Raw genomic sequence first — 26,218 nt, 5'->3', positions numbered from 1 at the left:
TTAAATTTTCAGAATTCATTACAGCGCGTTTGTAAATGTGCGCTGTAATGCAAAGGGTAATAATTTCAACGTACGTTGGTGTAAAAAGTAACGTGTATGGGTCATGCGTTATTTTAATTTTATTTAGGCTTAATCAAGGGGCAAGCTATGGTGACGTTTACAGTTAACGGCAAAGAGGTTAAATCGCAAGCAAGTGCAGATACACCTTTGCTGTGGGTTATTCGCGATGAAATAGGGTTAAAAGGAACTAAGTTTGGTTGTGGTATTGCCATGTGCGGTGCATGTACCGTGCATTTAGATGGGCAAGCGACACGCTCATGTGTATTACCCGTGGGCGCAGTGGCAGGAAAAAACATTACCACCATAGAAGGGCTCAATAATGAGCATCCGCTGCAAAAAGCGTGGGTAGATGAGCAAGTACCTCAGTGTGGCTACTGTCAATCTGGGCAAATTATGCAAGCTGCTACGTTATTAGCTGACAATCCAAATCCAACCGAGCAAGAAATAGTAAATCATATGAACGGCAACTACTGTCGTTGTATGGCGTACAAGCGCATTAAATCGGCTATACAACGCGCCGCTGATGAATCGCAAAGTGCAGTTCAAATGTTTAACCCAAAAGAGCTAGACGTGTAACTGGAGCCGACAATGAAAAAACTATTTCAAAAAAATACCGAAACCGTAGACTTAAACCGTCGCTCTTTTATGATTAGCACAGCAACAGCTGGCCTAGTTATGGCATTCGCGCCTGCTTTCTTTTCAGGTGAATTAAGCGCGAAAGAGTCGATTTCACAACAATCGTTTTCACCCACAATTTGGTGGACTATGAACCCGCAAGGTGAAGTAGAGGTGAGCATTGCCAAAGCCGAAATGGGTCAGCACGTTGGCACTGCTTTAGCACGTATTGTGGCAGATGAACTGGAGTGCGACTGGGATAAAGTATCAATCACGTATGTAGATACGCACGAGAAGTGGGGCTACATGGTTACAGGTGGTTCATGGTCTGTATTTCAAAGCTTTAAACCGCTTTCTCAAGCCGGCGCAGCAGGGCGCATAGCTCTTATAGACGCTGGGGCTAATATGCTTGGAGTTAAACCTGAGCAGTGCCACGCTAGTAAAGGGCGTATAATTGCAGGCGATAAGTCGCTCAGTTATGCCGATATTGTTAAACATGGTGAGTTTAACCGTACCTTTAGCAGCGAAGAAGTTGCAAAACTACCGATAAAGCCTGCCAACAAGCGCCACTTAACGGGTTTAAAGCAAGACTTTAAAGCCCTCGATATTCCGGAAAAAACAAATGGTATGGCTGTGTATGGCATAGATGTAGAGCTTGAAGGCATGGTGTATGCGCGCCCTGTGATCCCACCAACACGTTATGGTAGTGAAGTCACGCAAATAGATGATAGCGCCGCAAAAGCAATAAAAGGCTATAAAGGGTATGAGATTTTAAATGACCCAAGTAACACTGTACAAGGCTGGGTGGTCGCTTTAGCTGACAATTACCCCAGTGCAATTAAAGCGGTAGATGCCCTAAAAGTAACTTATAAAAAAGGCCAAACAGCTAATGTTACAGAGGCTGATATTCAATCCCTGGGCGAAAAATTATGTAACGATAGCAACGCTGGCACCTTATTTGTTAATGAAGGCGATACCGCTAAAATGCAGGCTGAGGCAACGCAGTCGCTAGAGTCATTGTATACCACGGCAACAGCAAGTCATTATCAATTAGAACCGCTTAATGCGGTGGCAGAGTTTAAACAAGGCAAGTGGATTATTCATACTGGTAATCAGTGGCAGTCTTTAACACTACCTGCGTTGGCCAAAGCATTAGAGGTTGAACAAAATAACGTTATTATTCGTCCTTATTATTTAGGTGGTGGGTTTGGGCGTCGCCTATTTGGTGATTGGACTGTGCCCGCAGCGCTAACAGCCAAAGCGATTGGCAAACCTGTTAAACTGGTATTTACACGCGCTGATGATAGCTTATTTGATCAGTCTCGTTCTGCCTCCACCGCTAAATTAACAGCTTCGTTTAATGAAAAAGGCGAGTTAAGCGCTATGGAGCATGCATTTGCAGCAGGCTGGCCAACAAAAGCAATGGCGCCTGGCTTTTTATCACCTGGGGTTGATGGCAAAGGCAAGTTTGATTCGTTTTCAGCCTCTGGAGCCGATCACTGGTACAGCATGGATAATCACCGTGCTCGCGCAATTAATAATGAATTAGCGCAAAGCACATTTACCCCCGGCTGGCTTCGCTCGGTAGGCCCTGGCTGGATTGTATGGAGCTTAGAATCGTTTATTGATGAAATTGCTCATAAACAAGGGCTTGATCCGGTGGAGTTTCGTTTATCAATGCTCGATGGCAAAGGCAAGCAAGCAGGTAAAGCCCCTGAAAGCGTAGGCGGCGCACAGCGCTTAAATGCGGTACTTAAAAAAGTGTCAGCGAAGGTCGCAAATGTTAAGCTGGGTGAAAACGAAGGCATTGGTTTTTCAGTTAGTTCTGGTCAAGAGCGCCATATGCCTGCGTGGATTGCTACAGCGGCGCATGTGCATGTAAATAAAAGTGATGGCAAAATTACGCTTAAAAAACTGTATGCCGTGGTAGATGCAGGCTTAATAGTTCATCCTGATGGTGCATTAGCTCAGCTTGAAGGTTCGTTATTGTGGGGCACAAGCCTTGCTTTACACGAATCAAATAATTATCAAAACGGGCAAGTGGCGGCCACTAACTTTAACACTTACTTGCCACTTAGAATGCAAGATGTGCCCGATATGGACATAGAGTTTGTGCAAAGTGACGAGTTTCCTATGGGCTTAGGTGAGCCGGGTGTTATTGGTGTGGCACCCGCTATTGGCAACGCGGTATTTAATGCAGTTGGCGTAAGGTTACGTAATTTACCCATGAAACCGAGTGAGCTCAAAAAAGGCTTAACCGCCTAGTTAAACGCTAATAAGAGTGTATGGCGCAGGCTGTACACTCGTGTATTTAGCGATGTATTTTAAAATTGTTAAAGGCTTATTTATGCTAGTCGACCCAGCAGGGCGAAAATTTAGTTATCTGCGTTTATCTATTACCGATGTTTGTAATTTTAAGTGTGTGTATTGTTTACCTGATGGGTATCAATGCGATCACGACCGAGACTTCCTGTCACTAAACGAAATTAGTAATACTATAAAAGCCTTTGCCCATCATGGCATATCAAAGTTACGCATTACTGGCGGCGAGCCCACCCTCAGAAAAGACTTTATAGATGTAATTCGTGCAGCAAAAGACACGCAAGGCATTACCAAAATAGCCGCTACTACTAATGGCTACTCTATGCATAAGCATATTAATAATTGGGTAGATGCGGGTTTAAACGCCATCAATGTCAGTATTGATACCCTTGACCCACGTATGTTTAATACGATTACCGGTCACGATAAATTCTCGCGCGTAATGCAAGGTATAGAAAGTGCGCTTGAAAGCGGCATCGAATCGGTAAAAATAAACAGCGTACTTATGAAACAGTACAACGGCCGAGAGCTTGATAGCTTTTTAGATTATTTAAAGCACAGACCCGTGACAATGCGCTTTATTGAGCTAATGCAAACTAACGATAACAAATCGTTTTTTGATGCTAACCATATATCGGGGCAATCCATAAAAGAGCAGTTGCTTCGCGATGGTTGGCAGCCCATTATACGCGATGTAACGGCAGGGCCTGCACAAGAATTTTTCCACCCTGATTATATGGGGAAAATAGGGTTAATAATGCCCTACAGTAATGACTTTTGTAACACCTGCAATAGGTTAAGAATTTCGTCACTAGGGAAATTGCATTTATGTCTGTTTTCTGAGCAAGGTATATCACTTAGAGAATACATGAGTGATAACACCAATCAGGCATTAATTAATCAGTTAGCACGTTATATAAAAACAAAAAAACCAACCCACTTATTGCATCAAGGTAATACGGGGGTTACAACAAACTTATCTATGTTAGGTGGTTAATCCTTATAGTAAGCTGTTTGGTTGGGTGCTCGTGCCTTTGTAGTGAGTAAAGTTAATGTTTTCTTATATCTACTTGTTATATTTAATTTTAGCGTTACACTAAATTTTTTATTATTTTAAGTTTTTTGAATGGATATAGCAGCGCTTAGTAGTACTAAATCATTAAGAAGGAACGTCCTGAAATGGATGTGCTTGTGCTTTGGTTTTGTCTCACTGTTTTTTGCTGCATTTAATATTATTGTAAATAACTTTGCTTTATTAGGGTATTTAGAAATAGCACTCAGTGTATTTTGTGCTTACACCTACTACCGCTTAAACACGCATGCGTTAGAGGTATGGCAATCTGTAGTTATGTGCATATTTGTCACCTTTGTTATTGTATTAGGCAACTATTTAGCTAAACCAATAAATGGTGTGTATGTGTGGTCTTTTGCGTTACCTATATTGTATTACCTGTTGCTAGGTAAGCGTTATGGCATTGTATTATCGGCTTTGCTCTTTGTACTTCAAGGTGCCATATTAGTAACAAAATCATCGCAACTTCCTCTAACTACGCTTAATTTCAGTTTAAATCTTGCCTTTGTTTATATCAGTATTTGGGCTATTTCTCATGTTTTTGAAGGTAGCCGTGCTTTATCATCTAAGCGGTTAAAAAATCTTGCTTTGTTAGACCCACTTACCGGGGCTGCAAACCGTTTATCAATGAATCATTACTTTGAAGTAGAGCTTAGAGATAAGTCGCAACTTTATTTATTTTTACTCGACCTAGACTATTTTAAACAGGTTAACGACACCTATGGCCACGCTGTAGGTGATAAAGTGCTAATTGAAGTAGCCACTTTATTACGAGTCCTATTAGCAAAAGGGTATGTATTTAGAGTAGGTGGGGAAGAGTTTGCTTTACTGCACTCTTTTACTTCTCAAAATGACGCTCTAACCATGGCCGAAACAATTAGATCAAAACTTAACAATACGGCACTTGATATTGATGGGCTAAACATCAAAGTGACCGCAAGTATTGGCGTTGTAAAATACCACCAAGGCGATACCCTTGAAAAATTTGTTATTAAAGCAGATAAACAACTTTACAAAGCAAAAGAATTTGGCCGAAATAAAGTATACTTTCAGTCAAGTGCCCATTTAAATGAAAAGCCTCAGGTAGCTTAACGAGCAAATTAGTACATTTGTTCAAAATTAGGGATGTTGTTTTCCCAAATTGGTTTGTCTTTCCCTAAATACTCCTTTACTGCATCAAAAAATAAGCGAGTTCTTACTGGTAAGTCTCTGTGCGGGTACAGGACATACATATGGCTAAACTCCTTTAACTTTACATCCGTTAAAATGGGCACTAATTGGCCTTGCGTTATTTCCTTATCAATAATAAACGCCGGGGCCACGAAGTAGGTAGTCCCTGAAATAGCTTTCATTAGCAGTACCTCGGCATCGTTTGCTCGGTACACACTGTTAATTTTCTGCTCGCATGGCTCGCCCTGACTATTGTAGTAATCTATGGTTTCAACCCGCATTGAATTACTTGCATAACTTGCGGCAGGTAACTTCGCCAATTCTTCTATGGTTTTTGGCATGCCATAGGTTTGTATAAATTCAGGGGCCGCTACAATAAGTAATCTATTGCGGGCAATTCTACGCGCAATTAACGAAGAGTCTTTAGGTTCTCCAATTCTAAATGCTAAATCAAAGCCTTCAGCTACAATATCAACAAGCCTGTCATCAAGGCGTAGCTCTACTTCTACTTGAGGAAAACGTTTTTGAAAGTCGTTAAGTACAGGCTGCAAATAACGTCTACCAATGAGCGTTGACGATGTGATTTTTAATACACCCCGTGGCTCAAGGTGATAGTTTTCTGCCATGCGTACGGTTTCACCAAGTAGCTCTCTTAGTTCACTTGCTTTTTTTATCATTTCGGCGCCGGCGGCCGTTAACGAAAACGAACGGGTGGTACGGTTTAATAGCCTAACGCCTAGTTCGTCCTCTAATCGACTGATTTGCTTTGATATAACGGAGCGGTCTATGTTTCTTATTTCTGCAGCTTTGGCAAAAGAACCTTGCTCAACGACCTCTAGTAGCATTAAAAGTCGGCTTGTTGTATCCATCACGATGACTCATTAATTTTTATTGATGCCATTTTGGCATTAATGAATTTATAAATCTATGGTTTTTGTCCGCAGGTATAGTCCGTAATATGCACGCTAATCAATAAAGGAGCGTCTACATGAACAAACATTTAATTGCTGCTGCACTCGCTGCGGCATCATTATCACTTGCGGGCTGTGCTGATGAGCGCGCGCCTCAAGCTCAGCAACAACAATTGCAGCCTATCGATGTTGCACCTGTGCTGGTAAAGCCGGTACAAAGCTGGCACACCTACACTACGCGCTTAGAGTCGCCAGAAGAGGTGGCGTTAATGCCACGTGTGTCAGGTATTATCGATAGTATTGAGTTTAAAGAAGGTGATGTGGTTAAGCAGGGCGATGTGCTTTTTCAGCTTGATAAACGTCCTTTTGCTGCTGTAGTAGCAAGTTTAGAAGCGCAAATTCACAGCGCTGAAGCAGCCTTTGAACAAGCTGTAAGTGAAGATAAACGTGCAATGCGATTATTAGAGCGTAAAGCTATTTCTACAGAGCAGGCGCAAGCACGTACTTCAACGCTTCGCCAGCGCGAAGCACAACTTGCAGCACTACAAGCACAACTTACCTCTGCAAAGCTCGATTTAGAATTTACCTCGGTGGTATCGCCAATTGATGGCATTATTTCTCGTGCAAACATTACTAAAGGTAATAACGTTTTAGCAGGGCAAAGTGTATTAACGTCTATTGTCTCTAACAAAGCAATGTATGCCTACTTTGATGTTGATGAGCGTACATGGAATAGCGCTTTTAATGATGTAACCGCCCAAAGCCGCCAAACCGTTGTTATGCAAAAAGTAGGGCAAAAAGAGTTTGCCTACCAAGGCCATATTAATTTTATTGATAACCAAATTAACTCAGCCACAGGTACTTTACGTGTTCGTGCGGTATTTGAACAAGACAGTAATCAACTTCGCGCAGGTTCTTTTGCTCGCATTAAATTGGCAGCAAATGAGGTCAGTGAAAAAGTAATAATTCCTGAGCGTGCTATTGGCACAGATCTAAAAAATCGCTTTGTATTAACTGTGGGTGAAAACAACGTTCTTGAATACAAATTGATAGAAGTAGGCGAACGTTATGGGGCGTTACGTGCTGTTACATCAGGCCTAAATGAAGGTGATGTTATTGCGGTAAATGGCCCAGCACGTGTAGGCCCTGGTATGCCTATTTCGCCTAATACAGTCACAATTGATACCGATGGGGTTGCCTTTACACTGTCAAACGACAACGCCCAGTTAATGGCTAAGCAATAAGGTTTATCGATGAAATTTTCACACTTTTTTATTCAGCGACCAATATTTGCAGCCATGCTGTCGTTGGTTATTTTAATTGCTGGTGGTATATCACTGTTTCAACTTCCTGTAAGTGAATACCCAGAAGTGGTACCACCAACGGTTGTAGTAACTGCAAATTACCCGGGCGCAAACCCTACCGTTATAGCGCAAACAGTGGCAACGCCACTTGAGCAAGAAATCAATGGTACTGAAAACATGCTTTATATGTTTTCGCAAGGTACCAGCGATGGCCGCATGACATTAACGGTAACCTTTGCGTTAGGTACGGATTTAGACCGTGCACAAGTACAAGTACAAAACCGTGTAAACAGTGCATTGCCACGTTTACCCGAGGAAGTTCAGCGTTTAGGTGTTGTGGCCGAAAAATCATCACCCGATTTAACCATGGTAGTGCATTTATATTCGCCTGAAAAAACGCACGACACAGCGTACTTATCTAACTATGCCGACATTCATATTAAAGACGAGATTGCCCGTTTACCAGGTGTAGGCGACATTCAATTATTTGGTGGTGGCAAATATTCAATGCGCGTGTGGCTAAACCCAGATGCATTAGCAGCCCGTGAGCTTACTGCAACGGATGTTGTGGCCGCTTTGCGCTCGCAAAATCAGCAAGTTGCCGCGGGTAGCTTAGGTGCACAGCCAATTTCTAACGACAGCCAATTTCAAATTTTATTAAACGTAAAAGGGCGTTTAAATAGCGTTGAAGAATTTGAAAACGTTATTATTAAAGTAGGTGACGAGGGTCAGTTAACACGCTTATCTGATGTAGCACGTGTAGATTTAGGTCTAGATACGTACGCACTTCGCGCTGAAATGGATAACCAGCCAGCACTTGCAATGCCAATTTTTCAACGCCCAGGTTCAAATGCGATTGAGCTTTCAGACCAAGTACGTGAAACAATGGCGCGTTTGTCAGAAGATTTCCCAGCGGGTGTTGAGTACGACATTGTATATGACCCTACGGTATTTGTTCGTGGTTCAATTGATGCGGTAATCGCTACATTGCTAGAGGCAATAGTATTAGTTGTTATTGTTGTAATTGTATTTTTACAAACATGGCGCGCATCTATTATTCCACTGATTGCAGTGCCTGTATCATTAATTGGTACGTTTGCGGTTATGCAGTGGTTTGGCGTGTCTATTAATACACTCTCGCTATTTGGCTTAGTTTTGGCAATTGGTATAGTTGTGGACGATGCCATCGTTGTGGTTGAAAACGTAGAGCGTAATATTGAGCAAGGGTTATCGCCACTAGAAGCAACACGTGTAGCCATGAGTGAAGTTACAGGCCCAATTATTGCTATTGCTTTAGTATTAAGTGCGGTGTTTATTCCTACGGCGTTTATTACTGGGTTGTCTGGTCAGTTTTATAAGCAATTTGCGCTTACAATCACAATTTCGACTATTATCTCTGCGTTTAACTCACTGACGTTATCGCCAGCGCTTGCTGCATTGTTATTAAAATCGCACGATGCAAAACCAGATGCGTTTACTCGTTTACTGAATAAATTGTTTGGTCCTTGGTTGTTTGAACCGTTTAACCGCGTATTTAATCGCGGTGCCAAAGGGTACGAAAAACTAGTACAAAAGCTTATTCGTATGAGTGTAATTGTTATGGTGGCCTATGTTGCGCTGGTGGGCGGTACAATTAAATTGTTTGATACCGTACCTGGTGGCTTTATTCCACAACAAGATAAGCAATATTTAGTGGCCATTGCGCAACTACCCGATGCAGCAAGTTTAGACCGCACTGAAGATGTAATTTCGAAAATGCAAAAAATTGCGTTAGAAGTACCTGGTGTTGCTCACACTGTTGCGTTTCCTGGTTTATCGGTTAATGGGTTTACGAATAGCCCGAACAGCGGCATTGTATTTACACCACTTGAAAGCTTTGATAAACGCACAGACCCTAGCCAATCGGCAATGGCCATTGCTGCGCAGCTAAACCAACGTTTTGCGGCCATTGATGAAGCATTTGTAGCTGTATTTCCGCCACCGCCAATTCAAGGCTTAGGTACAACCGGTGGCTTTAAATTGCAACTTGAAGACAGAGCAAATAAAGGCTTCGACGCGCTATTTAACAGCTTACAAACTATTATTGGTAAGGCTCAGCAAGACCCAGCATTAATGGGTATGTATTCAAGTTTCCGTATTCAAGTGCCGCAAATGGACATAGACATTGACCGTGAACAAGCACTTATACAAGGTATTCCACTTGATGAAGTATTCGACGCACTGCAAGTTTACTTAGGCTCAGTGTATGTAAATGACTTTAATATGTTTGGTCGTACTTACCAAGTAAATGCGCAAGCTGATGCTGATTACCGCCTTGATCCTGAGCAAATTCTTAACCTAAAAGTACGTAACAGTGCAGGGAACATGGTCCCACTTGGTTCTGTACTAACGGTGACACCAACAATAGGGCCTGACCGTGTAATGCATTACAACGGTTACCCAAGTGCAGAACTAAACGGCAGCCCAGCACCAGGTTACAGCTCTGATCAAGCACAAACCGCGATCGAAACAATACTTGCAGATAATCTACCGACGGGTATTGAATACGAGTGGACAGAAGTAACCTACCAGCAAGTGCTTGCCGGTAATACCATGGTTTATGTATTCCCGTTAGTTGTATTGCTTGTATTTATGGTACTTGCAGCGCAGTACGAAAGCTTACGTTTACCACTGGCAATAATATTAATTGTACCTATGACTATTTTCTCTGCGTTATTAGGTGTGTGGCTTGTCGGTTCAGACAACAACATATTCACGCAAATAGCGTTAATAGTACTGGTGGCCTTGGCTTCTAAAAACGCGATATTAATGGTTGAGTTTGCAAAAGACAGACACGACTCAGGATTAACGCACATAGAGGCAATACTTGAAGCATGTCGTATGCGTTTGCGCCCAATATTAATGACATCAATTGCCTTTACAGCAGGGGTTGTACCACTAGTACTTGCAACGGGGGCAGGTGCCGAAATGCGCCATGCTATGGGTAACGCCGTGTTTGCAGGCATGATAGGGGTAACCGTATTTGGTTTACTATTTACCCCCGTGTTTTACATGTTAGTTGTTAAAAAGCAGCAAAAAGAGCAGGAGTTATCACATGACTAAGTTAATGACTAAACGTGTAAAAACGCGCTTAACGCTAAGTGCTGTGTTAGTGGCTGCTGCTTTATCTGGTTGCGCAAGCAAAATAGATACACGCAGTGAGCAAAACGCCATTAACGATTTTGTAGCACAGGCTAATATTGCAAGCAATGTGGCGACAGCTGATGAAACTAACTGGTGGCAAAAGCTAGAGTCAGAGCAGCTCAATGCCCTTGTTAATAGCGCGCTTGCTAATAACTACGACTTAAAAACGAGTCAATTAACGCTGAAAAGTGCACTTGCAAGATTAGGCGAGCAAAAAGCGCAATACTTACCACAAGGTGGTGTTGAAGTAGGCGCAGCTCGAAGCGATGCGCCCAGTGTGTATGAGCGCCAATCAAGTGCAAATGTCGCTCTTAACTGGCAACTTGATTTGTTTGGTCGAATTACAGCCTTGGTTGATGCCGCAAATGCATCAACCATGAGCCAAGCCGAGCAAGTGCGTTTATTGCAAATTGAAGTTGTATCGTCAGTGGTGAAAGGCTTTGTAAGCTACCAAGGCAATGTTCAAAAACAGCAGATCATTGCGATGCAAATTGAAGCACTTGAGCAAAGTATTGACGTATTGCAAGCACGTGTAGACGAAGGCGTTGCTAACGAGCTTGATTTAAACCGCACTATGGCACAGCTTAGGCAGCAAGAAGCCCTAATGCCTGCTATAGAGTATGCTAAATACAGTGATTTATCGGCACTGGCCGTGCTGAGTGGTAAATTAACCAAAGATCTAGCTATAAACGATGAGCAAAACATACTTGAACACGACTTTAGCGTAGCGCTTAAAAATGCCAATGAAGCTATTGCACTGCGCCCTGATATAAGCCGCGCACTTTATGATTTTAGCCAAGCTAATAGCTTGAGCGTAGCTGCAAGCAAAGCGCTACTGCCAGATATTAGCTTATCGGCCTTTGCAGGCGTGGTGAGCATAGACAGCACAGGATTAAAAAATACTGACCAACAATGGCAAGTTGCGCCACAGTTACAGTGGTCAATATTAAGTTATCCAGCTCTACTTGCTCAGCGCGACGCACAGCAGTTTTTAAGTGAAGCTGCTTACAGCGACTATCAGCAAATAGTATTAAGTGCGGTGACTGAAAGTGAACTTTCACTGCAAATGTTGGTCAACCAACAGCAACAAAAAACGTTTGCAGATGAGCGTTTTGACTTTGCTAATAAAGCGTTTTTACAAGCACAAGCCATGTACGAAGAAGGACAAATACCGTACTTAGAGTTGTTAGATGCGCGTCAGGATGTTTTAATAGCCCAAGAAAATGCGGTTGATACAACTATTACAGCTTTGCTTGCGAAAGTTAAAGCTTATCAAGCATTTAATGGCCAATGGAGCTATGCACTTAACAGCGCAAAATAAGTAGAGTTAATTGAATGAGCAATACTGAACTGTCAGATAGATACGATATTCCGCAAACAATGCGGGCAATTGTACTTCCTCAACCCGATGAGCAAATTTGCTTACACGATGTTGAAGTGGATGTACCTGATTGCGTCAACAACGAATTGTTGGTAAAGGTGGAATACGTGGGCCTTAACCCTGCGGATGCGCATTTTGCTAAAACAGGCTTTTGTAACTGGCAATACCCACACATACTAGGCCTTGATGCTGTAGGTGTGGTGGTTAAAGCTAACAAAGGCGTGTTCCCCAATGTGGGTGAGCGAGTAATGTGGCATGCCAATATTGGCGAGCAAGGGGTATTGAGTGAGTACACTAAAGTACCTAATTTTGCTGTATCGGTTGTGCCCAATGAGCTCAGTCCTGCGCAAGCGGCAACATTACCTTGCGCGGGTATGGCAGCACTTATCAGCTTAGATAAAATTGCAATTGCCGAAGGTGATACAGTATTAATTGAAGGTGGCTCTGGCGCGGTAGGTCAGTTTGCCATTCAATATGCCAAGCAACGTGGCGCTGATGTATTTGCTACTGCATCTAAACGTAATCACAAATTGGTTAAGAAGCTAGGAGCCGATACTGTTTTTGACTACAACGATAAAAAGTTGTGCGACAAAATTCGCCGTGAGCTTGGTCCACAAGGTTTTGATGCTGTAATTGATACAATGGGCGGTGCATCAACGCTGCGAAATATAGAATTAATGCGCTTTTGCGGTCGTATTGCGTGTTTAAACCCATTGCCTCATTTTGATCAAAATTTAATGTACCGCCGAGCACCTAATATTAGCGTGGTTTCAATTGGTGGTGCATGGCTTGCAAACAGTTTATGTGCGCAACAGCGTTTAAGTTTTATGGGCAATTTGTTACTTGAAGGCGCGCTTTCGGGCGATATTAAAACACCAGCAATAACTGCGGTTGATTTTACTGCAGAGTCTGTAAGTGCTGCTTTAAACAATCAAATAGCGGGTGGCTTTACAGGCAAACACATAGTGCAAATAAGCAGTTAACTCTCTCTAGTTTAATTTAAAAACGCAGCCCAAGTGGCTGCGTTTTTTTATGGCTAAATAAAATTTGGTGTTTTTAGGCATAACTGCGGCTAAAAAATGTATTTCAGCGCACAAGTGTAAGCCTTTTAGTTTCAACAGTTTACGTCACCGTAAAGAAAATAAATTGAAAAAACTGTTAATTAATTGAATAGAGTAATTGATCTAAACCGATTTTTATGACGTAATGTAGGTATTATTTATCTGGTCGGATGAGTTCAATCATGAGTTTACGTACAAAATTAAAAAAAGTATTACCAAGTATTTCAATCACTGAACAAGAAGCGCTAGACGCGGGTGATGTGTGGTTAGAGGGCTCTATCTATCAAGGTAAGCCAGATTTTAGTGCACTACGCGACGTGCCGGCTGCTACCCTAACTGCAGACGAGCAAGCATTTTTAGATGGCCCAGTACAAGAGCTACTAGGCATGATTGATGATTCAGTTATTCAAAACGGTATTCACTTACCAGATGACATATTAGAATTTTTGAAAAAAGAGCGTTTTTTCTCGCTTATCATTCCTAAATCATTTGGTGGTTTAGAGTTTAGCCCTTATGCAAACTCAACTATTGTGGCAACCATTGCAACAAAAAGCTCTGCAGTAGCAGTGACCGTTATGGTTCCTAACTCTTTAGGCCCGGGTGAATTATTACTGCACTTTGGTACGCAAGAGCAACAAGCACATTACTTACCGCGCTTAGCGAACGGCAGAGACATTCCCTGTTTTGCGCTAACTAGCCCAGAGGCGGGCTCTGATGCAGGCGGTATTCCAGATATTGGTACTGTAACCAAAGGCATGTACAACGGCGAAGAAGTATTTGGCCTTGAAATTACATGGGACAAGCGTTACATCACATTGGCACCAATTGCTACAGTACTTGGTTTAGCGTTTAAAGTAGTTGACCCAGAGGGCCTACTTGGCGGCAAAGAAAATCTAGGTATTACCTGTGCGCTCATTCCAAAAGATCACCCAGGTGTAGAGCTTGGCAACCGCCATGACCCAATGGGTATTCGTTTTTATAATGGTACTACACGCGGCAACAAAGTATTTGTGCCAATGGACTTTATTATTGGCGGCCAGAAAAACATCGGTCGCGGTTGGCAAATGCTGGTGAGCTGTTTAGGTGCTGGCCGTGGTATTTCACTACCTGCACTTGGTGTAAGTACATCACAAGTGGCATTTAAATCTGCATCTGAATACGCAGCAGTACGTGAGCAGTTTGGTTTATCCATTGGTCAATTTGAAGGTATTCAAGAAAAGTTAGCCGACATTGCAGGTAAAACATACCTTCAAGAAGCAATGCGTGTGCTTACAACTGAAGGCCTAGGCATGGGCTTAAAACCATCAGTTGTTACAGCAATAGCTAAATACCACATGACAGAGCTTGGTCGCGACGTGCTAGATTCTGCAATGGATATTCAAGCAGGTAAAGCAATCCAAAATGGCCCGCAAAATACCCTTGCAAGCGGTTATGTTGCACAGCCTATTGCAATTACAGTAGAAGGCGCGAACATTCTTACTCGTAACCTGATGATTTTTGGTCAAGGTGTTATGCGTTGTCACCCATATTTACAATCTATGGTTGAATCTATTCATAGTGAAGATAAAGGCGCTGATGCAGAATTTAACGGCATTTTACGTAAAACAATTGGTTACAGCACCGCAAACAGCTTACGTGCGTTCCGTTTAGGCGTTTTACCATTTACTGCAAGCGCAAACTCAGCGCTACCAGAAGTACGTGAATACGAAAAAGCCGTGCATAAATTATCAGCTAAATTAGCGGTGTACGCAGACTTCTCGTTACTTGTACTTGGTGGTAAATTAAAACAAGCCGAAATGCTTTCAGCTCGTTTAGGCGATGTAATGAGCTTTTTATATGCGGCAATGGCATCAATCAAGTATTACGAGCAAAAAGTAGCGAGCAGCGAGCGTGAGCAAGCAGCACCTTACTTCCATTACGCAACTCGTTTTGCACTGCAAAGCGCTGAAGAAGCATTGCATAAGTTTTTAGATAACTTCCCTGCAAGTGGTACTCGTAAGTTTATACGTTTTGTAACTATGAACTACTCAACTAAAATGCCAAAAATTAGCGATGATTTAATTCGCGAATTAGCAAAACAAGCGCAGCTTGATACTGCATTTAAAGCGCAAATTACGCATTTAGTTAAACCAGTAGAGGGTGATGGTCATTACATTAATGAACAAGCTTACAAAGCTAAAATGGCATCACTTGGTGAGCTAGCTAAAGTTAAAAAAGCACTGCGCGCTAAAACAATTAAGCCAGGTACACGTTTTGCTATTACGCTTGATAATGCACTAGCGGCAAACGTAATTACCGCGGCTGAGCACGCGCAATTAGTTGATTACAACAAAAAGCGTGAAAAAGCGATTCGTGTAGATGAGTTCGATTTTGATATGAACTTACTAGATGACAACGCACAGCCAGTTAACCCACTTAAAAGTGTAGTTAATCAATAAAATTCAATGATGCTAAGCGCCCGCAGTATCGGCGCTTTTATTCATGATTAAAAAATTAGTGTGGAGCCTCGTTTGTTTAAAACCAAGCGGGGCTTTTTTATGTGTTTTTTAAAGTAGAGATAGATAGCGGTATTGGTTTGTAAGCGAGTATGTATGTGCAGAGGTTTAAAAGAGGCACTTATAATCTTGAAAAAGGGCTAATAACTCCGTTGGCATCTTTTATAGGAAGTGGATTGATACCCGCAGTATTGAAATGGATATAGGCAGTAATCAAAACATATGATTTTAAATCTTTATTAACAGTATTTTTATACAACTTTTGTGTTTTCCTACTGAGTCATGAAATGAGGAAGTTTTCCTTTTTTTACACATTATTTAATTAACAGTCGGGTATAAAATTTAAAGCTGGCAAAGTGTTACAGGTTTTGTTACTAATATTATAAAGTAACTATGGGGACGCCCATTGCTCATGAAAAGAGGAAAGTGTCCTTTGATAAAATTGTTATGTATTCCAGAGGCTTCAGTGTTAAAAACCGGCATATTTTCAATACTTACATTTTTATACGTACTGAGTGCATATTATCAAGTGCCCTGGTTTTATTACCCAATTTCAGTGATTCTATTTGCTCTTGCTTTCGCCGCTACAATAGTATTGTTCACAGTGAGCGATACTGAAATTGCGCAACATGCACTTGACCGAAATTTGGGTTGGTCGATGTACCCTAACTGCCTAATCAACACCGGCGTTTTACTGTATTTAGATTGGTATCTTGCCGCACTAATTTACGGCACTATGATAATTATGGGGTTAATTAAACGGCTCATGGGCTTACATAAACTGCGGTCACAGAATACATAACAAGTCGTTGAAGTCGGATTCGTAACAGTTGGCTCGAATTCGCTTCGCTCAGGAAGTTTAGCCAACTGTTTCTCACCTCTTAACGAGGCGTTATATTTTTATTGGAAGCTAGGCGTATGGAAACTTCTCTGGTGGTATCAATTATAGCTCTAATCGTTGGAGCTCTTTCTGCTTTATATGCAAGGTGGTCAGCAAATCAAGCTAAGCGTGCGAACGACATTGGTAGATTGAATGCTTTACTAGCAATGAAAGAGCACTACCTTAAGCTAATAGAACATCAATATAAATTAGCGGAAACACTTCAAACGAGTTCCAGTGGAATGCAAGCAGTCCGAGAAAAGGTCGCCGATTTAGATACAAGTTTACGTGAAGTAAATGACCAAATAACGCTATACCACGTTAGAATTGTGAAAGACAAAATATAACAAGCGCCTAAACTCCGACAATGTAAAGTTGTCATGGTTTTGGCAAACAACGCAAAAAGCCATGCCAACACATTGCGTGTTAGGCGGGCGTTATGTGTAAAAGAATAATCCAACAATGAAGATTCAAAAAAATAAAGCTATCTTAGCAACGATAGTTACAATCATTTTGGTAGAATAAACAAGACACTCATCTTAAATTTTGCACTTAACGCAATTAGAGGTTAGCTTTTATTTAGTGCAAAAAACAAGCAGGGTGTCTTATGGCAATCGCAAGAAAGCGTCAAGTAAGTTTGGTTGATACAAAATACTATCACTGTATTTCACGGTGTGTTCGTCGTGCATTTTTATGTGGTGAAGACCATTTCACTGGTCAATCTTACGAGCATCGACGAGGCTGGGTTGAAGATAAGCTGGGTGAATTAGCCAAGATATTTTGTATTGATGTGTGTGCTTATGCCGTTATGAGTAACCACACGCACTTAGTGTTGTATGTTGATGATAAAAAAGCAAATAGGCTGAATGATAAAGCGATTGTTATTCGCTGGCATAAGCTCTGTAAAGGCACTGTACTTACGCAAAAATACATACAAGGCGAGAAGCTAAGTAAAGTTGAACTCATCTTTTTCAATCAAACGGTAAAACAATACCGAGAACGTTTAGCAAGTATTAGCTGGTTTATGCGCCTATTAAATGAAAATATAGCGCGTAGAGCAAATAAAGAAGATAACTGCACAGGGCGTTTCTGGGAAGGTAGATTCAAATCTCAAGCACTTCTTGATGAAGCAGCACTTGCAGCGTGTATGGCCTATGTAGATTTAAACCCCATTAGAGCCAAGATGGCTAACACGCCAGAAAAGTCAGACCATACCAGCGCTCAAGTACGCTTAATATGCGCAAAAGAAGGCAAGCAGCCAAAACAACTACTTCGCTTTGCTGGCATGCCACGTCAAGTAATGCCTAAAGGGCTGCCGTTTGAGCTCAAATCGTACCTTGAACTCGTTGAGCTAACAGGGCGAGTAATGCGAGAGGGTAAGCACGGGCATATAGATAATATAACCCTTCCTTTGCTAGAAAGGCTTAATATATCATCAGAAAACTGGTTAAAACTCACCACACAATTTACGCGCGTATTTCATGGTGCAGTGGGCAGGCCAGCCTCACAAGAAGGGTATTGCGAAAACTTAAACCGAAAGCGGCGAGCGAATATCAGTAACTGCGCAAAGTTATTCGCTTAGAGCCTAATCACTTTTTGAGCACTCCAACTACATAATGTAGAAATTTTTGGGGCTGGCATTTGAGCCTTATTTAGTAATATCTCTATTTTAAAACTCAAATTATTTTTGGGCAGTTAAAAACATAAATTCATTAGTGAACTTTAACTTTTTGAAATTAAGAAATTAAGGTGGGTGTCACGCTAAAAAAAGAAAGGAGGCTCATAGATGCTATCGTTTTATTAAAAACGCCCACTAATGTTAAACTACAAAAAATTTAATTACTTAATATTACCATGGCATTTTATCTTCCTCTTTTACAGCCTCATTTTAAACACATTGAAATCGGCGATACGCTAACATCGCTTTGGAGCGGGTGTGGCAGTATTGTTGAGTGCACGCTTGATGCCGAGCCATGTGTTATCAAAGCGATTAAAATACCAAGCCACATAAACCATCCTAAAATTAAGCAAAGCGAATTTGCATTAAAAAGAAAGCAGCAATCTTATTGCGTTGAATACAACTTTTATAAGCGTTACAGCCCGTTTTTACCTAATAAAGCAAAAAGTATTGAATGTGTAAGTGCAATTAATAGCGGCGATGATTATGTGCTGGTATTTAAAAACTTTACCAAACATGGTTTTGCTCAAGCAAGCTCTCTTCACATAAAGGCAATACTCACTTGGTTAGCACACTTTCATGCGTTTAATTTAAATAAGCCTGCAACAGGTTTATGGCAACAAGGGAATTATTGGCATTTAAGCACACGCCCTGATGAGTATAAAAAGCTTGATGAAAGGTTAGATGAAAAGTCCGATATTAAAAATGCGGCATTTAAAATAGATAAAACGCTGCAAGCATCTCACTTTAAAACCCTTATACATGGCGATGCTAAACTTGCCAATTTTGCTGCAAGTGAGCAAAGCGAAATACTCGCTTATGACTTTCAATATGTAGGCGCAGGCGTTGGTGTTACAGATGTAATGTACTTTATGACGAGTTGCTTTAACGAAGAGCAGTTACATAAGTATGCTGATACGCATTTAGCTTATTATTTTTCGCAGTTTAAAAATGCACTTAAAGTTTATCAGCCAACCATAATAGCTGACGATGTAATAGCTCAATGGCAAGAGTTATGGTCAATAACATGGGCTGATTTCTATCGCTTTTTAGCAGGGTGGAGCCCAACGCATTTTAAAATAAATAGTTATATGATGGCGCAAGTAAACACAACGTTAGCAAATAACAACTTATAAACACGGTGGGTTGATGACTTGCATAAATATCAAGCAAATCAAGACATTTTGGCACGATCTATGAAAACTTATTTAAAATTGCAGGTCAAATGACCTTTTTTAATATAAAATACCGCTAATTCTTGTATCAGTAGGTTTTTATCATGTCAATTCACGTAATTTCACACCCTTTAGTTCAACACAAATTAGGCTTAATGCGCGCTCACGGTATAAGTACTAAAAGCTTTCGTGAATTATGCTCTGAGGTAGGTACGTTATTAACTTACGAAGCAACGAAAAACCTACCGCTAGAAGATAACGAAATTACTGGCTGGGACGGCAATAAATTAAAAGTAGAGCACATTAAGGGTAAAAAAATTACGGTAGTGCCCATTTTACGCGCTGGTCTTGGCATGATGGATGGCGTTATGCAGTTATTACCAGCGGCTAAAGTAAGTGTTGTGGGCCTTGAGCGTAACGAAGAAACACTTGAGCCAGTGCCTTACTTTGAAAAGTTAGTAGGCAATATTGATGAACGTTTAAGCTTAGTTATAGACCCTATGCTTGCCACTGGCGGCTCTATGATTGCAACAATTGATATGCTTAAAAAAGCAGGCTGTAAAGACATTAAAGTCATTGTACTTGTAGCTGCGCCAGAAGGCGTAGAAAAAACTTTAGAAGCTCATCCAGATATTGAAATATTTACCGCCTCAGTGGATAGTCACTTAAACGATAAAGGTTATATTATCCCAGGTCTTGGTGATGCAGGCGACAAAATATTTGGTACGGTTTAGGAGTATTCAGTGCAAAATAACGCCACTTTTTCTGTAAAAACTATTTTAACTGGCGCTCAAATGCTGTTTGTAGCATTTGGTGCGTTAGTGTTAGTACCTTTATTAACAGGGCTTGACCCCAGTGTCGCTTTGTTTACGGCGGGTGTAGGGACTTTACTATTTCAGGTAGTGACGAAAGGCAAAGTGCCTATATTTTTAGCATCATCGTTTGCGTTTATTGCGCCTATTATTGCCTCAGTACAAATGTGGGGCGTACCAGCCACCATGGGGGGCTTAATGGCTGCAGGTGGCGCTTATATGTTGTTGGCATTGTTGGTTAAATTTAAAGGGGTGGCAACACTTCATAAAATTTTGCCACCAGTGGTGGTTGGCCCCGTTATTATGGTGATTGGTTTAGCACTTGCGCCGGTTGCGGTAAATATGGCAATGGGTAAAAGTGGCGATGGCAGTATTGAACTCATCGCGTACGATAAAGCCATTATTATTTCGCTGTTTTCTCTTGTTGTAACACTTATTTTTGCTGTGTGGGGCAAAGGTGTATATAAGCTAATTCCTATATTGGCTGGTGTTATATCGGGCTATGTTTTGTCGCTTGTAATGGGTGTGGTGGAATTTAGCAGCGTAAATGAAGCGAGCTGGTTGGCTGTACCAAACTTCACATGGCCAGAATTTAAATGGCAAGCCATATTATTTATGGTACCTGTAGCCATTGCCCCTGCTATTGAACATATTGGCGATATGATGGCTATTAGCCAAGTAACCAATAAAGATTTTTTAAAAAAACCAGGCTTACATCGCACTTTATTTGGTGATGGTTTAGCCACTGCAGCAGCGTCAATGTTTGGCGGGCCGCCTAATACAACCTACTCAGAAGTGACAGGCGCAGTTATGCTGACCAAAAACTTTAATCCTAAAGTGATGATGTGGACTGCCATTATTGCGATTGTGCTGGCATTTGTAGCAAAAATGGGCGCAGGTTTACAAACTATTCCTGTACCTGTAATGGGCGGCATCATGATTTTGTTGTTTGGCTCAATTGCGGTCGTGGGCTTAAATACATTGGTTAAATCAGGTGATGATTTAACTGCACCCCGTAATTTAAGTATTGTGGCACTTATATTAGTATGCGGGATTGGCGGGATGCACATTGGTGGTAGCCAATTTAGCTTAGAAGGGGTTAGCTTGTGCGCCATTTTAGGTATTGTACTTAATCTAGTATTGCCAAAAGCCGAGCCAGAAACTGATTAATTTTGCACTGTATGTAAAATTTACGCACCAAAATAGCGCATATTAATTGCGCTATTATTGTAAGTTATTAAAAATATTATAAAAATAATAGTGGTCTAGTACCTGCATTTGTTACTTCATACTATAAGGAGTGACTATGTCAGAGGCCAGTATTGTGGATATAACCCCATTTTTAGCAAAGCATCAATTGCCTTTAAAGTATCAGTACCTTAGCGAGCAATTTTTTATCCCGCTTGCACACGATATTCTAGAATCCAAAAAAAATAATACCCCTATATTTGTCGCAATAAATGGCTGCCAAGGCTCAGGAAAAACCACCCTTGCGGATTTTTTAGTTACTTGGTTTAGTAACAATACCCCCTTTACCAGTGTCGCGCTTTCTATTGACGATTTTTACTTATCCAAATCTCACCGCCAAGGTCTCGCTAGAGACGTACACCCATTATTTGCCACCCGAGGTGTGCCTGGCACCCACGATGTAGGATTAATGAATACCACCATAAGCCGGTTACTTGCAAAAGAGGTTGGCGTACCTTTGCCTAAATTTGATAAGCATTGTGATGACTGCAGTCCCGAGCAAACATGGCAATGTAATGATAAGCCCATCGATATTATTATTTTAGAAGGTTGGTGTGTTGGCAGTGAGCCACAACCGTTATTTTCTTTAAGTGAGCCTATAAACGAGCTTGAAACACAGCACGATAAAGAAGGTGTGTGGCGACGCTGTGTAAACAGTTGCCTAGCAAATGAATACAAAAGTGTGTTTAGTAAAATAGATTACACAGTGATGCTCAAAGCGCCGAGCTTTGAAGATGTATTTAAGTGGCGCCAAGAACAAGAGCAAAAGCTTATTGCCGCTAAAGGCGAGGGCGATGGCACCATGAGTGATGATCAACTGCTGCACTTTATTTCACACTTTGAGCGTATCACTCGCGAAAATTTAAACACCTTAAGCGCTAAAGCAAACGCCCTTATTGAGCTTGATAGTAATCGCGATATTAGTGCTATGCATTTGACCAGCGATGATACTCTGCAACCTATTATATTTACCGATTTAGATGGCACACTGCTCGATCATGGCGATTACAACACTAAAAATATCAGTGGCTTGCTGCAAGATTTGCAAGCCGCCCACATTCCTGTGGTGTTTAATACCAGTAAAACTTTTTGCGAAGTGGTTGAACTTAAAAACGAGCTTAATATTCAACAGCCTTTTATTGTTGAAAATGGCGCGGCGGCTTATTTACCCGTAGATTATTTTGAGCTTAAACCCATTGGCTGCAAGAAAGTAGGGGCGTATTGGTGTTATGCATTTGCAACACCGCTGTCTGACTTATTAAGCGATTTAAACTCGTTAAGTAGCGAATACAAAGCAAACTATAAATTATTTAGTGACTTATCGAGCGAGCAAATATCATCCCTCACAGGGCTTAATGAAGCGCAGGCAAGGCGCGCTCAAACACGCGAGTTTTCAGACCCACTTTATTGGCATGGAAGCGATGAATTACTAAATTCGTTTGTAAACGATGTAAAAGCACTAGGCTACGAAATAAAAATAGGCGGGCGCTTTATACATATTGCTAAAAACACCGATAAAAGCGCTGCACAGCAGTGGTTAGTTAAACAAATTTCACAACATTTTAGAAAGCCTCTCACGGTAATTGCACTCGGTGATAGTGACAACGATAAGCAGATGCTAGAGCAAGCTGATATCGCGATTATTATCCATAACCCAAGCAGTAAAAAGCCGGTTAAGTTATCTCACAACAAGGCGCGTTATTCACAATCTCCCGCTCCACAGGGTTGGATTGAAGAAATAACCACATTGCCTTGTATTAGCAGCATTTTAAATACTATTGAGGAGCAGAAATCACATGGCTGATTTTTATCAAAATGGCATTATTACAACTTTACATAACATTGCCGATAGACCGGTAGAAGCGCTAGAAGAAGAGCTAATTGGTTTTAGCAAGCAACGGCCTATGGGGTTAATACTCCCTTCGTTATTTAGCGAGCTTGAAGGCCCAGCGTTACAGAATATTGTAAAAGAACTTAGAGATGTACCCTATTTATCACAAATTACCATAGGTTTAGACAGGGCAGATGAGTCACAGTATCGCCATGCTTTGGGCTTTTTTAAAGAGCTGAATCAAAATCACAAAGTCTTATGGAATGATGGCCCACGCTTACAAGCGCTCGATAAAGAATTACAGGCGCTAGGCGTTGCACCGCGTGAGCTTGGAAAAGGTAGAAACGTGTGGTATTGCATGGGTTATAAATTAGCTACCTCAGAGGTGGAGTCGATAGCACTGCACGATTGCGATATTTTAACTTACGATAGAGGGCTGTTAGCACGTTTAATATACCCTGTTGCACATCCTCGTTTTAATTACGAATTTTGTAAAGGCTTTTACCCGCGTACTGCAAACGGCAAAATTAATGGCCGTGTGTCGCGCTTATTGGTAACGCCGTTATTACGCTCATTCAAAACTATTTTAGGCAATACCGACTACCTTGAGTACATGGATACCTTTAGATACCCATTAGCGGGGGAGTTTTCGTTTAGACGTGATGTGCTAAACGATATTCGTATCCCGAGTGATTGGGGTCTAGAAATTGGCGTGTTAAGTGAAATGTATCGCAATTATTCGCATAATCGCTTATGCCAAGTGGATATTGCAGATAACTACGACCATAAGCATCAGGAGCTTTCTCTTAATGATCAAAATGCTGGATTATCAAAAATGTCGATAGACATAACAAAGGCGTTGTTTAGAAAGTTAGCTACTCAAGGGGTTACATTTACCAGTGAAACTATTCGGTCTTTAAAAGCAACGTATTATCGTATTGGTTTAGACTTTATAGAAACCTACCACAACGATGCAATAATGAACGGGTTAAACCTAGATGTGCACCAAGAAGAAAAGGCCGTAGAAATGTTCGCCAAAAATGTTATGGAAGCAGGCCAGCACTTTTTAGATAACCCGATGGAAGCGCCATTTGTGCCAAGTTGGAACCGAGTTGTATCGGCCATGCCTGATGTGTTTGAGCGCTTAAAAGAAGCGGTAGATCTGGATAATAAAGAATTTAGTGAATAAATAAAACAATAATAAGGGGCGCGTGTGAATACAGTAAGTGAATTATTTTTACAGCGGGTAGAGCAACATCTGCACATCATTTATAAAGATGTTGAGCTGCCATTGAGTATTACAGAGCTGGCTGAGCAGCTTATTACTATAATTTTAGGCGACAGCCCGCTGCGCGACCCTACGCCCCATACTAACCGGTGGGATGAGCAAGATATCGTTTTAATAGCCTATGGCGATTCTATTATTAAGCATGATGAGGCAGAACAAGCCGTTGCAAAACCACTTGAAGCCCCCCTAAAAACCTTGCACCGATTTATAAAAGAGCAGTGCGATATGCAGCTCAACGCTTTGCATATATTGCCGTTTTACCCGTATAGCTCTGATGAGGGGTTTGCGGTAATGAACTACGTACAAGTTAATGAGTCGTTAGGGGATTGGCAAGACATAAGAAATATTGCCAAAGATGTAAAACTAATGGCAGATTTAGTAATTAACCACTGCTCTAGCCGAAGTGTATGGTTTGAAAACTTTTTAAACGATGTAGACCCAGGTAAAGATTACTTTAAAACAGCAAGTTTAACCGATGATTTAAGTAACGTAGTTCGCCCACGTACGTCACCGCTATTAAATACGGTAACTACACCAAGCGGCGAAAAACATGTATGGTGTACATTTAGTCACGACCAAGTTGATTTTGATTTTGGTAACCCTGAGGTTTTAAAAGAGTTTATACGCATTATTCGCCACTATTTAGATAATGGCGTACGTTTGTTTAGGCTAGATGCGGTTGCGTTTTTATGGAAACAGCTCAATACAAACTGTATTAATTTACCCCAGACCCACGAAGCCGTTAGGCTCATACGCACGCTTATAGAGCATACTGAGCCAAGTGTTGTCATAATTACCGAAACAAACATACCAAACCAAGAAAACCTTTCATATTTTGGTAATGCTAACGAAGCCCATAGCATTTATAATTTTGCCTTACCGCCTTTATTACTGCATACCTTACTCAGTGGCGATAGCACAGCCATTAAGCATTGGATGATGAGTATGCCGCCTGCACAAAATGGCACCACCTATTTTAATTTTATTGCCTCGCACGATGGCATAGGGCTTAGACCAATAGAAGGCTTGTTACAGCCTAGCGAAGTGGCATCATTGGTGAGTACGTCAATGCAATTTGGTGGGCGTGTATCAATGCGCACCAGCAACGATGGTACACACACACCGTATGAACTAAACATTGCACTTTTTGATGCATTACAAGGTACGCACAATGGGCAAGATAAGTTTGGCCTTGAGCGGTTTATGTGTGCACACGCCATTATGTTTGCCCTTGAAGGGATACCTGGGCTTTATATTCATAGTTTGCTTGGCACTACAAACGATTACGAACGCTTTGAAAATTCCCAGCATAACCGCGCTATAAACCGCCACCGTTGGCAAGAGTCAAAGTTATTATCGGCTTTAGGTGATAAATATAGCCATCATCACAAAGTGTTTAATGGTATTAAGCACCTATTAGGTATTCGTAAAAAACAAAGTGCATTTCATCCAAATGCCACGCAATTTACGCTGCATCTAGCGGGGGGGTTATTTGGTTTTTGGCGGCAAAGTATAGATAGGCGCCAAAGTATATTTTGCGTTTATAACATAAGTGATAAACCACAAGTACTTACCCTTGCAGATTTAAATTTAATTAACACCCAGCAATGGTTTGATTTAGTGGCTGATGAAACAATAAGCGAAGATCAACTCACCATAGAGCTTGAGCCGTATCAAAGTGTATGGCTAAGTAATATTAAATAATGAGTAGCAACGCCCATTTGCAAAAAGT

Annotated in this window: 18 protein-coding genes; 17 read left to right on the top strand and 1 reads right to left on the bottom strand. The window is 41.3% G+C overall.

Annotation, left to right across the window (positions count from 1 at the left end):
• Positions 1 to 147 precede the first annotated feature (147 nt).
• From AN389_RS01690 to AN389_RS01675, 4 genes are all read left to right on the top strand, one after another.
• Entirely contained in the window at positions 148 to 636 is a 489-nt protein-coding gene (locus AN389_RS01690) for a (2Fe-2S)-binding protein (protein ID WP_055018005.1), read from the top strand.
• Between the two features lie 12 nt (positions 637 to 648).
• Entirely contained in the window at positions 649 to 2,940 is a 2,292-nt protein-coding gene (locus tag AN389_RS01685) for a xanthine dehydrogenase family protein molybdopterin-binding subunit (protein ID WP_055019135.1), read from the top strand.
• An 82-nt stretch (positions 2,941 to 3,022) separates the two neighbouring features.
• Entirely contained in the window at positions 3,023 to 3,994 is a 972-nt protein-coding gene (moaA, locus tag AN389_RS01680; protein WP_055019173.1) for a GTP 3',8-cyclase MoaA, read from the top strand.
• Positions 3,995 to 4,123: 129 nt separating this feature from the next.
• Entirely contained in the window at positions 4,124 to 5,161 is a 1,038-nt protein-coding gene (locus tag AN389_RS01675) for a GGDEF domain-containing protein (RefSeq protein WP_055013772.1), read from the top strand.
• A gap of 8 nt (positions 5,162 to 5,169) precedes the next feature.
• Here AN389_RS01675 and AN389_RS01670 read toward each other — a convergent pair whose 3' ends face one another.
• A complete protein-coding gene (locus AN389_RS01670) occupies positions 5,170 to 6,108 on the bottom strand; it encodes a LysR family transcriptional regulator (protein ID WP_055013771.1) in 939 nt (312 codons plus the stop codon).
• 119 nt (positions 6,109 to 6,227) lie between these two features.
• On the opposite strand from AN389_RS01670, the gene AN389_RS01665 reads away from it, so the two are divergent.
• From AN389_RS01665 to AN389_RS01600, 13 genes are all read left to right on the top strand, one after another.
• Positions 6,228 to 7,394, top strand: coding sequence for an efflux RND transporter periplasmic adaptor subunit (locus AN389_RS01665; protein WP_055019134.1), 1,167 nt, complete (start codon positions 6,228 to 6,230; stop codon positions 7,392 to 7,394).
• Positions 7,395 to 7,403: 9 nt separating this feature from the next.
• Positions 7,404 to 10,556 (top strand): efflux RND transporter permease subunit, encoded by a 3,153-nt coding sequence (locus tag AN389_RS01660; protein ID WP_055019133.1) that lies wholly within the window; start codon positions 7,404 to 7,406, stop codon positions 10,554 to 10,556.
• Positions 10,549 to 11,958 (top strand): TolC family protein, encoded by a 1,410-nt coding sequence (locus AN389_RS01655; protein ID WP_055013768.1) that lies wholly within the window; start codon positions 10,549 to 10,551, stop codon positions 11,956 to 11,958. Before AN389_RS01660 ends, AN389_RS01655 begins: the two co-directional genes overlap by 8 nt.
• A gap of 14 nt (positions 11,959 to 11,972) precedes the next feature.
• Entirely contained in the window at positions 11,973 to 13,001 is a 1,029-nt protein-coding gene (locus AN389_RS01650) for a zinc-binding dehydrogenase (protein WP_055013767.1), read from the top strand.
• A 260-nt stretch (positions 13,002 to 13,261) separates the two neighbouring features.
• Entirely contained in the window at positions 13,262 to 15,517 is a 2,256-nt protein-coding gene (locus AN389_RS01645) for an acyl-CoA dehydrogenase (protein WP_055019132.1), read from the top strand.
• A 975-nt stretch (positions 15,518 to 16,492) separates the two neighbouring features.
• Positions 16,493 to 16,801: a hypothetical protein gene (locus tag AN389_RS01635; RefSeq protein WP_200911295.1), complete on the top strand. Its 309-nt coding sequence runs from the start codon at positions 16,493 to 16,495 to the stop codon at positions 16,799 to 16,801.
• A gap of 260 nt (positions 16,802 to 17,061) precedes the next feature.
• The gene (locus AN389_RS01630) at positions 17,062 to 18,036 is read left to right on the top strand and encodes a transposase (protein WP_055019130.1); all 975 of its coding nucleotides are present in this window, start codon (positions 17,062 to 17,064) and stop codon (positions 18,034 to 18,036) included.
• Positions 18,037 to 18,308: 272 nt separating this feature from the next.
• Positions 18,309 to 19,268 carry a DUF1679 domain-containing protein gene (locus AN389_RS01625; protein ID WP_055019129.1) on the top strand — a complete coding sequence of 320 codons (960 nt, stop codon included), beginning with the start codon at positions 18,309 to 18,311 and terminating at the stop codon, positions 19,266 to 19,268.
• A gap of 143 nt (positions 19,269 to 19,411) precedes the next feature.
• A complete protein-coding gene (gene upp / locus AN389_RS01620; RefSeq protein ID WP_055013761.1) occupies positions 19,412 to 20,041 on the top strand; it encodes a uracil phosphoribosyltransferase in 630 nt (209 codons plus the stop codon).
• Positions 20,042 to 20,050: 9 nt separating this feature from the next.
• Complete coding sequence (locus AN389_RS01615) at positions 20,051 to 21,289, top strand: uracil-xanthine permease family protein (RefSeq protein WP_055019128.1); 1,239 nt, start codon at positions 20,051 to 20,053, stop codon at positions 21,287 to 21,289.
• Between the two features lie 136 nt (positions 21,290 to 21,425).
• Positions 21,426 to 23,171, top strand: a complete 1,746-nt coding sequence (locus tag AN389_RS01610; protein ID WP_055019127.1) for an HAD-IIB family hydrolase — start codon at positions 21,426 to 21,428, stop codon at positions 23,169 to 23,171.
• Complete coding sequence (locus AN389_RS01605; protein ID WP_055013758.1) at positions 23,164 to 24,387, top strand: hypothetical protein; 1,224 nt, start codon at positions 23,164 to 23,166, stop codon at positions 24,385 to 24,387. Before AN389_RS01610 ends, AN389_RS01605 begins: the two co-directional genes overlap by 8 nt.
• Before the next feature lie 24 nt (positions 24,388 to 24,411).
• Positions 24,412 to 26,190 (top strand): sugar phosphorylase, encoded by a 1,779-nt coding sequence (locus tag AN389_RS01600; protein ID WP_055013757.1) that lies wholly within the window; start codon positions 24,412 to 24,414, stop codon positions 26,188 to 26,190.
• Positions 26,191 to 26,218 lie beyond the last annotated feature (28 nt).

The sequence above is a fragment of the Pseudoalteromonas sp. P1-7a genome (assembly GCF_001401855.1).
Classification (GTDB): Bacteria; Pseudomonadota; Gammaproteobacteria; order Enterobacterales; family Alteromonadaceae; genus Pseudoalteromonas.
Note: the sequence above shows the minus strand (reverse complement) of the source record. Positions and strands in the feature narration are given on the sequence as shown.

Excerpts from the sequence above, each read along its gene's own strand:
- AN389_RS01690 (WP_055018005.1), top strand. The coding sequence starts at position 148 with ATGGTGACGTTTACAGTTAACGGCAAAGAGGTTAAATCGCAAGCAAGT.
- AN389_RS01685 (WP_055019135.1), top strand. The coding sequence starts at position 649 with ATGAAAAAACTATTTCAAAAAAATACCGAAACCGTAGACTTAAACCGT.
- moaA (WP_055019173.1), top strand. The coding sequence starts at position 3,023 with ATGCTAGTCGACCCAGCAGGGCGAAAATTTAGTTATCTGCGTTTATCT.
- AN389_RS01675 (WP_055013772.1), top strand. The coding sequence starts at position 4,124 with ATGGATATAGCAGCGCTTAGTAGTACTAAATCATTAAGAAGGAACGTC.
- AN389_RS01670 (WP_055013771.1), bottom strand. The coding sequence starts at position 6,108 with ATGGATACAACAAGCCGACTTTTAATGCTACTAGAGGTCGTTGAGCAA.
- AN389_RS01665 (WP_055019134.1), top strand. The coding sequence starts at position 6,228 with ATGAACAAACATTTAATTGCTGCTGCACTCGCTGCGGCATCATTATCA.
- AN389_RS01660 (WP_055019133.1), top strand. The coding sequence starts at position 7,404 with ATGAAATTTTCACACTTTTTTATTCAGCGACCAATATTTGCAGCCATG.
- AN389_RS01655 (WP_055013768.1), top strand. The coding sequence starts at position 10,549 with ATGACTAAGTTAATGACTAAACGTGTAAAAACGCGCTTAACGCTAAGT.
- AN389_RS01650 (WP_055013767.1), top strand. The coding sequence starts at position 11,973 with ATGAGCAATACTGAACTGTCAGATAGATACGATATTCCGCAAACAATG.
- AN389_RS01645 (WP_055019132.1), top strand. The coding sequence starts at position 13,262 with ATGAGTTTACGTACAAAATTAAAAAAAGTATTACCAAGTATTTCAATC.
- AN389_RS01635 (WP_200911295.1), top strand. The coding sequence starts at position 16,493 with ATGGAAACTTCTCTGGTGGTATCAATTATAGCTCTAATCGTTGGAGCT.
- AN389_RS01630 (WP_055019130.1), top strand. The coding sequence starts at position 17,062 with ATGGCAATCGCAAGAAAGCGTCAAGTAAGTTTGGTTGATACAAAATAC.
- AN389_RS01625 (WP_055019129.1), top strand. The coding sequence starts at position 18,309 with ATGGCATTTTATCTTCCTCTTTTACAGCCTCATTTTAAACACATTGAA.
- upp (WP_055013761.1), top strand. The coding sequence starts at position 19,412 with ATGTCAATTCACGTAATTTCACACCCTTTAGTTCAACACAAATTAGGC.
- AN389_RS01610 (WP_055019127.1), top strand. The coding sequence starts at position 21,426 with ATGTCAGAGGCCAGTATTGTGGATATAACCCCATTTTTAGCAAAGCAT.
- AN389_RS01605 (WP_055013758.1), top strand. The coding sequence starts at position 23,164 with ATGGCTGATTTTTATCAAAATGGCATTATTACAACTTTACATAACATT.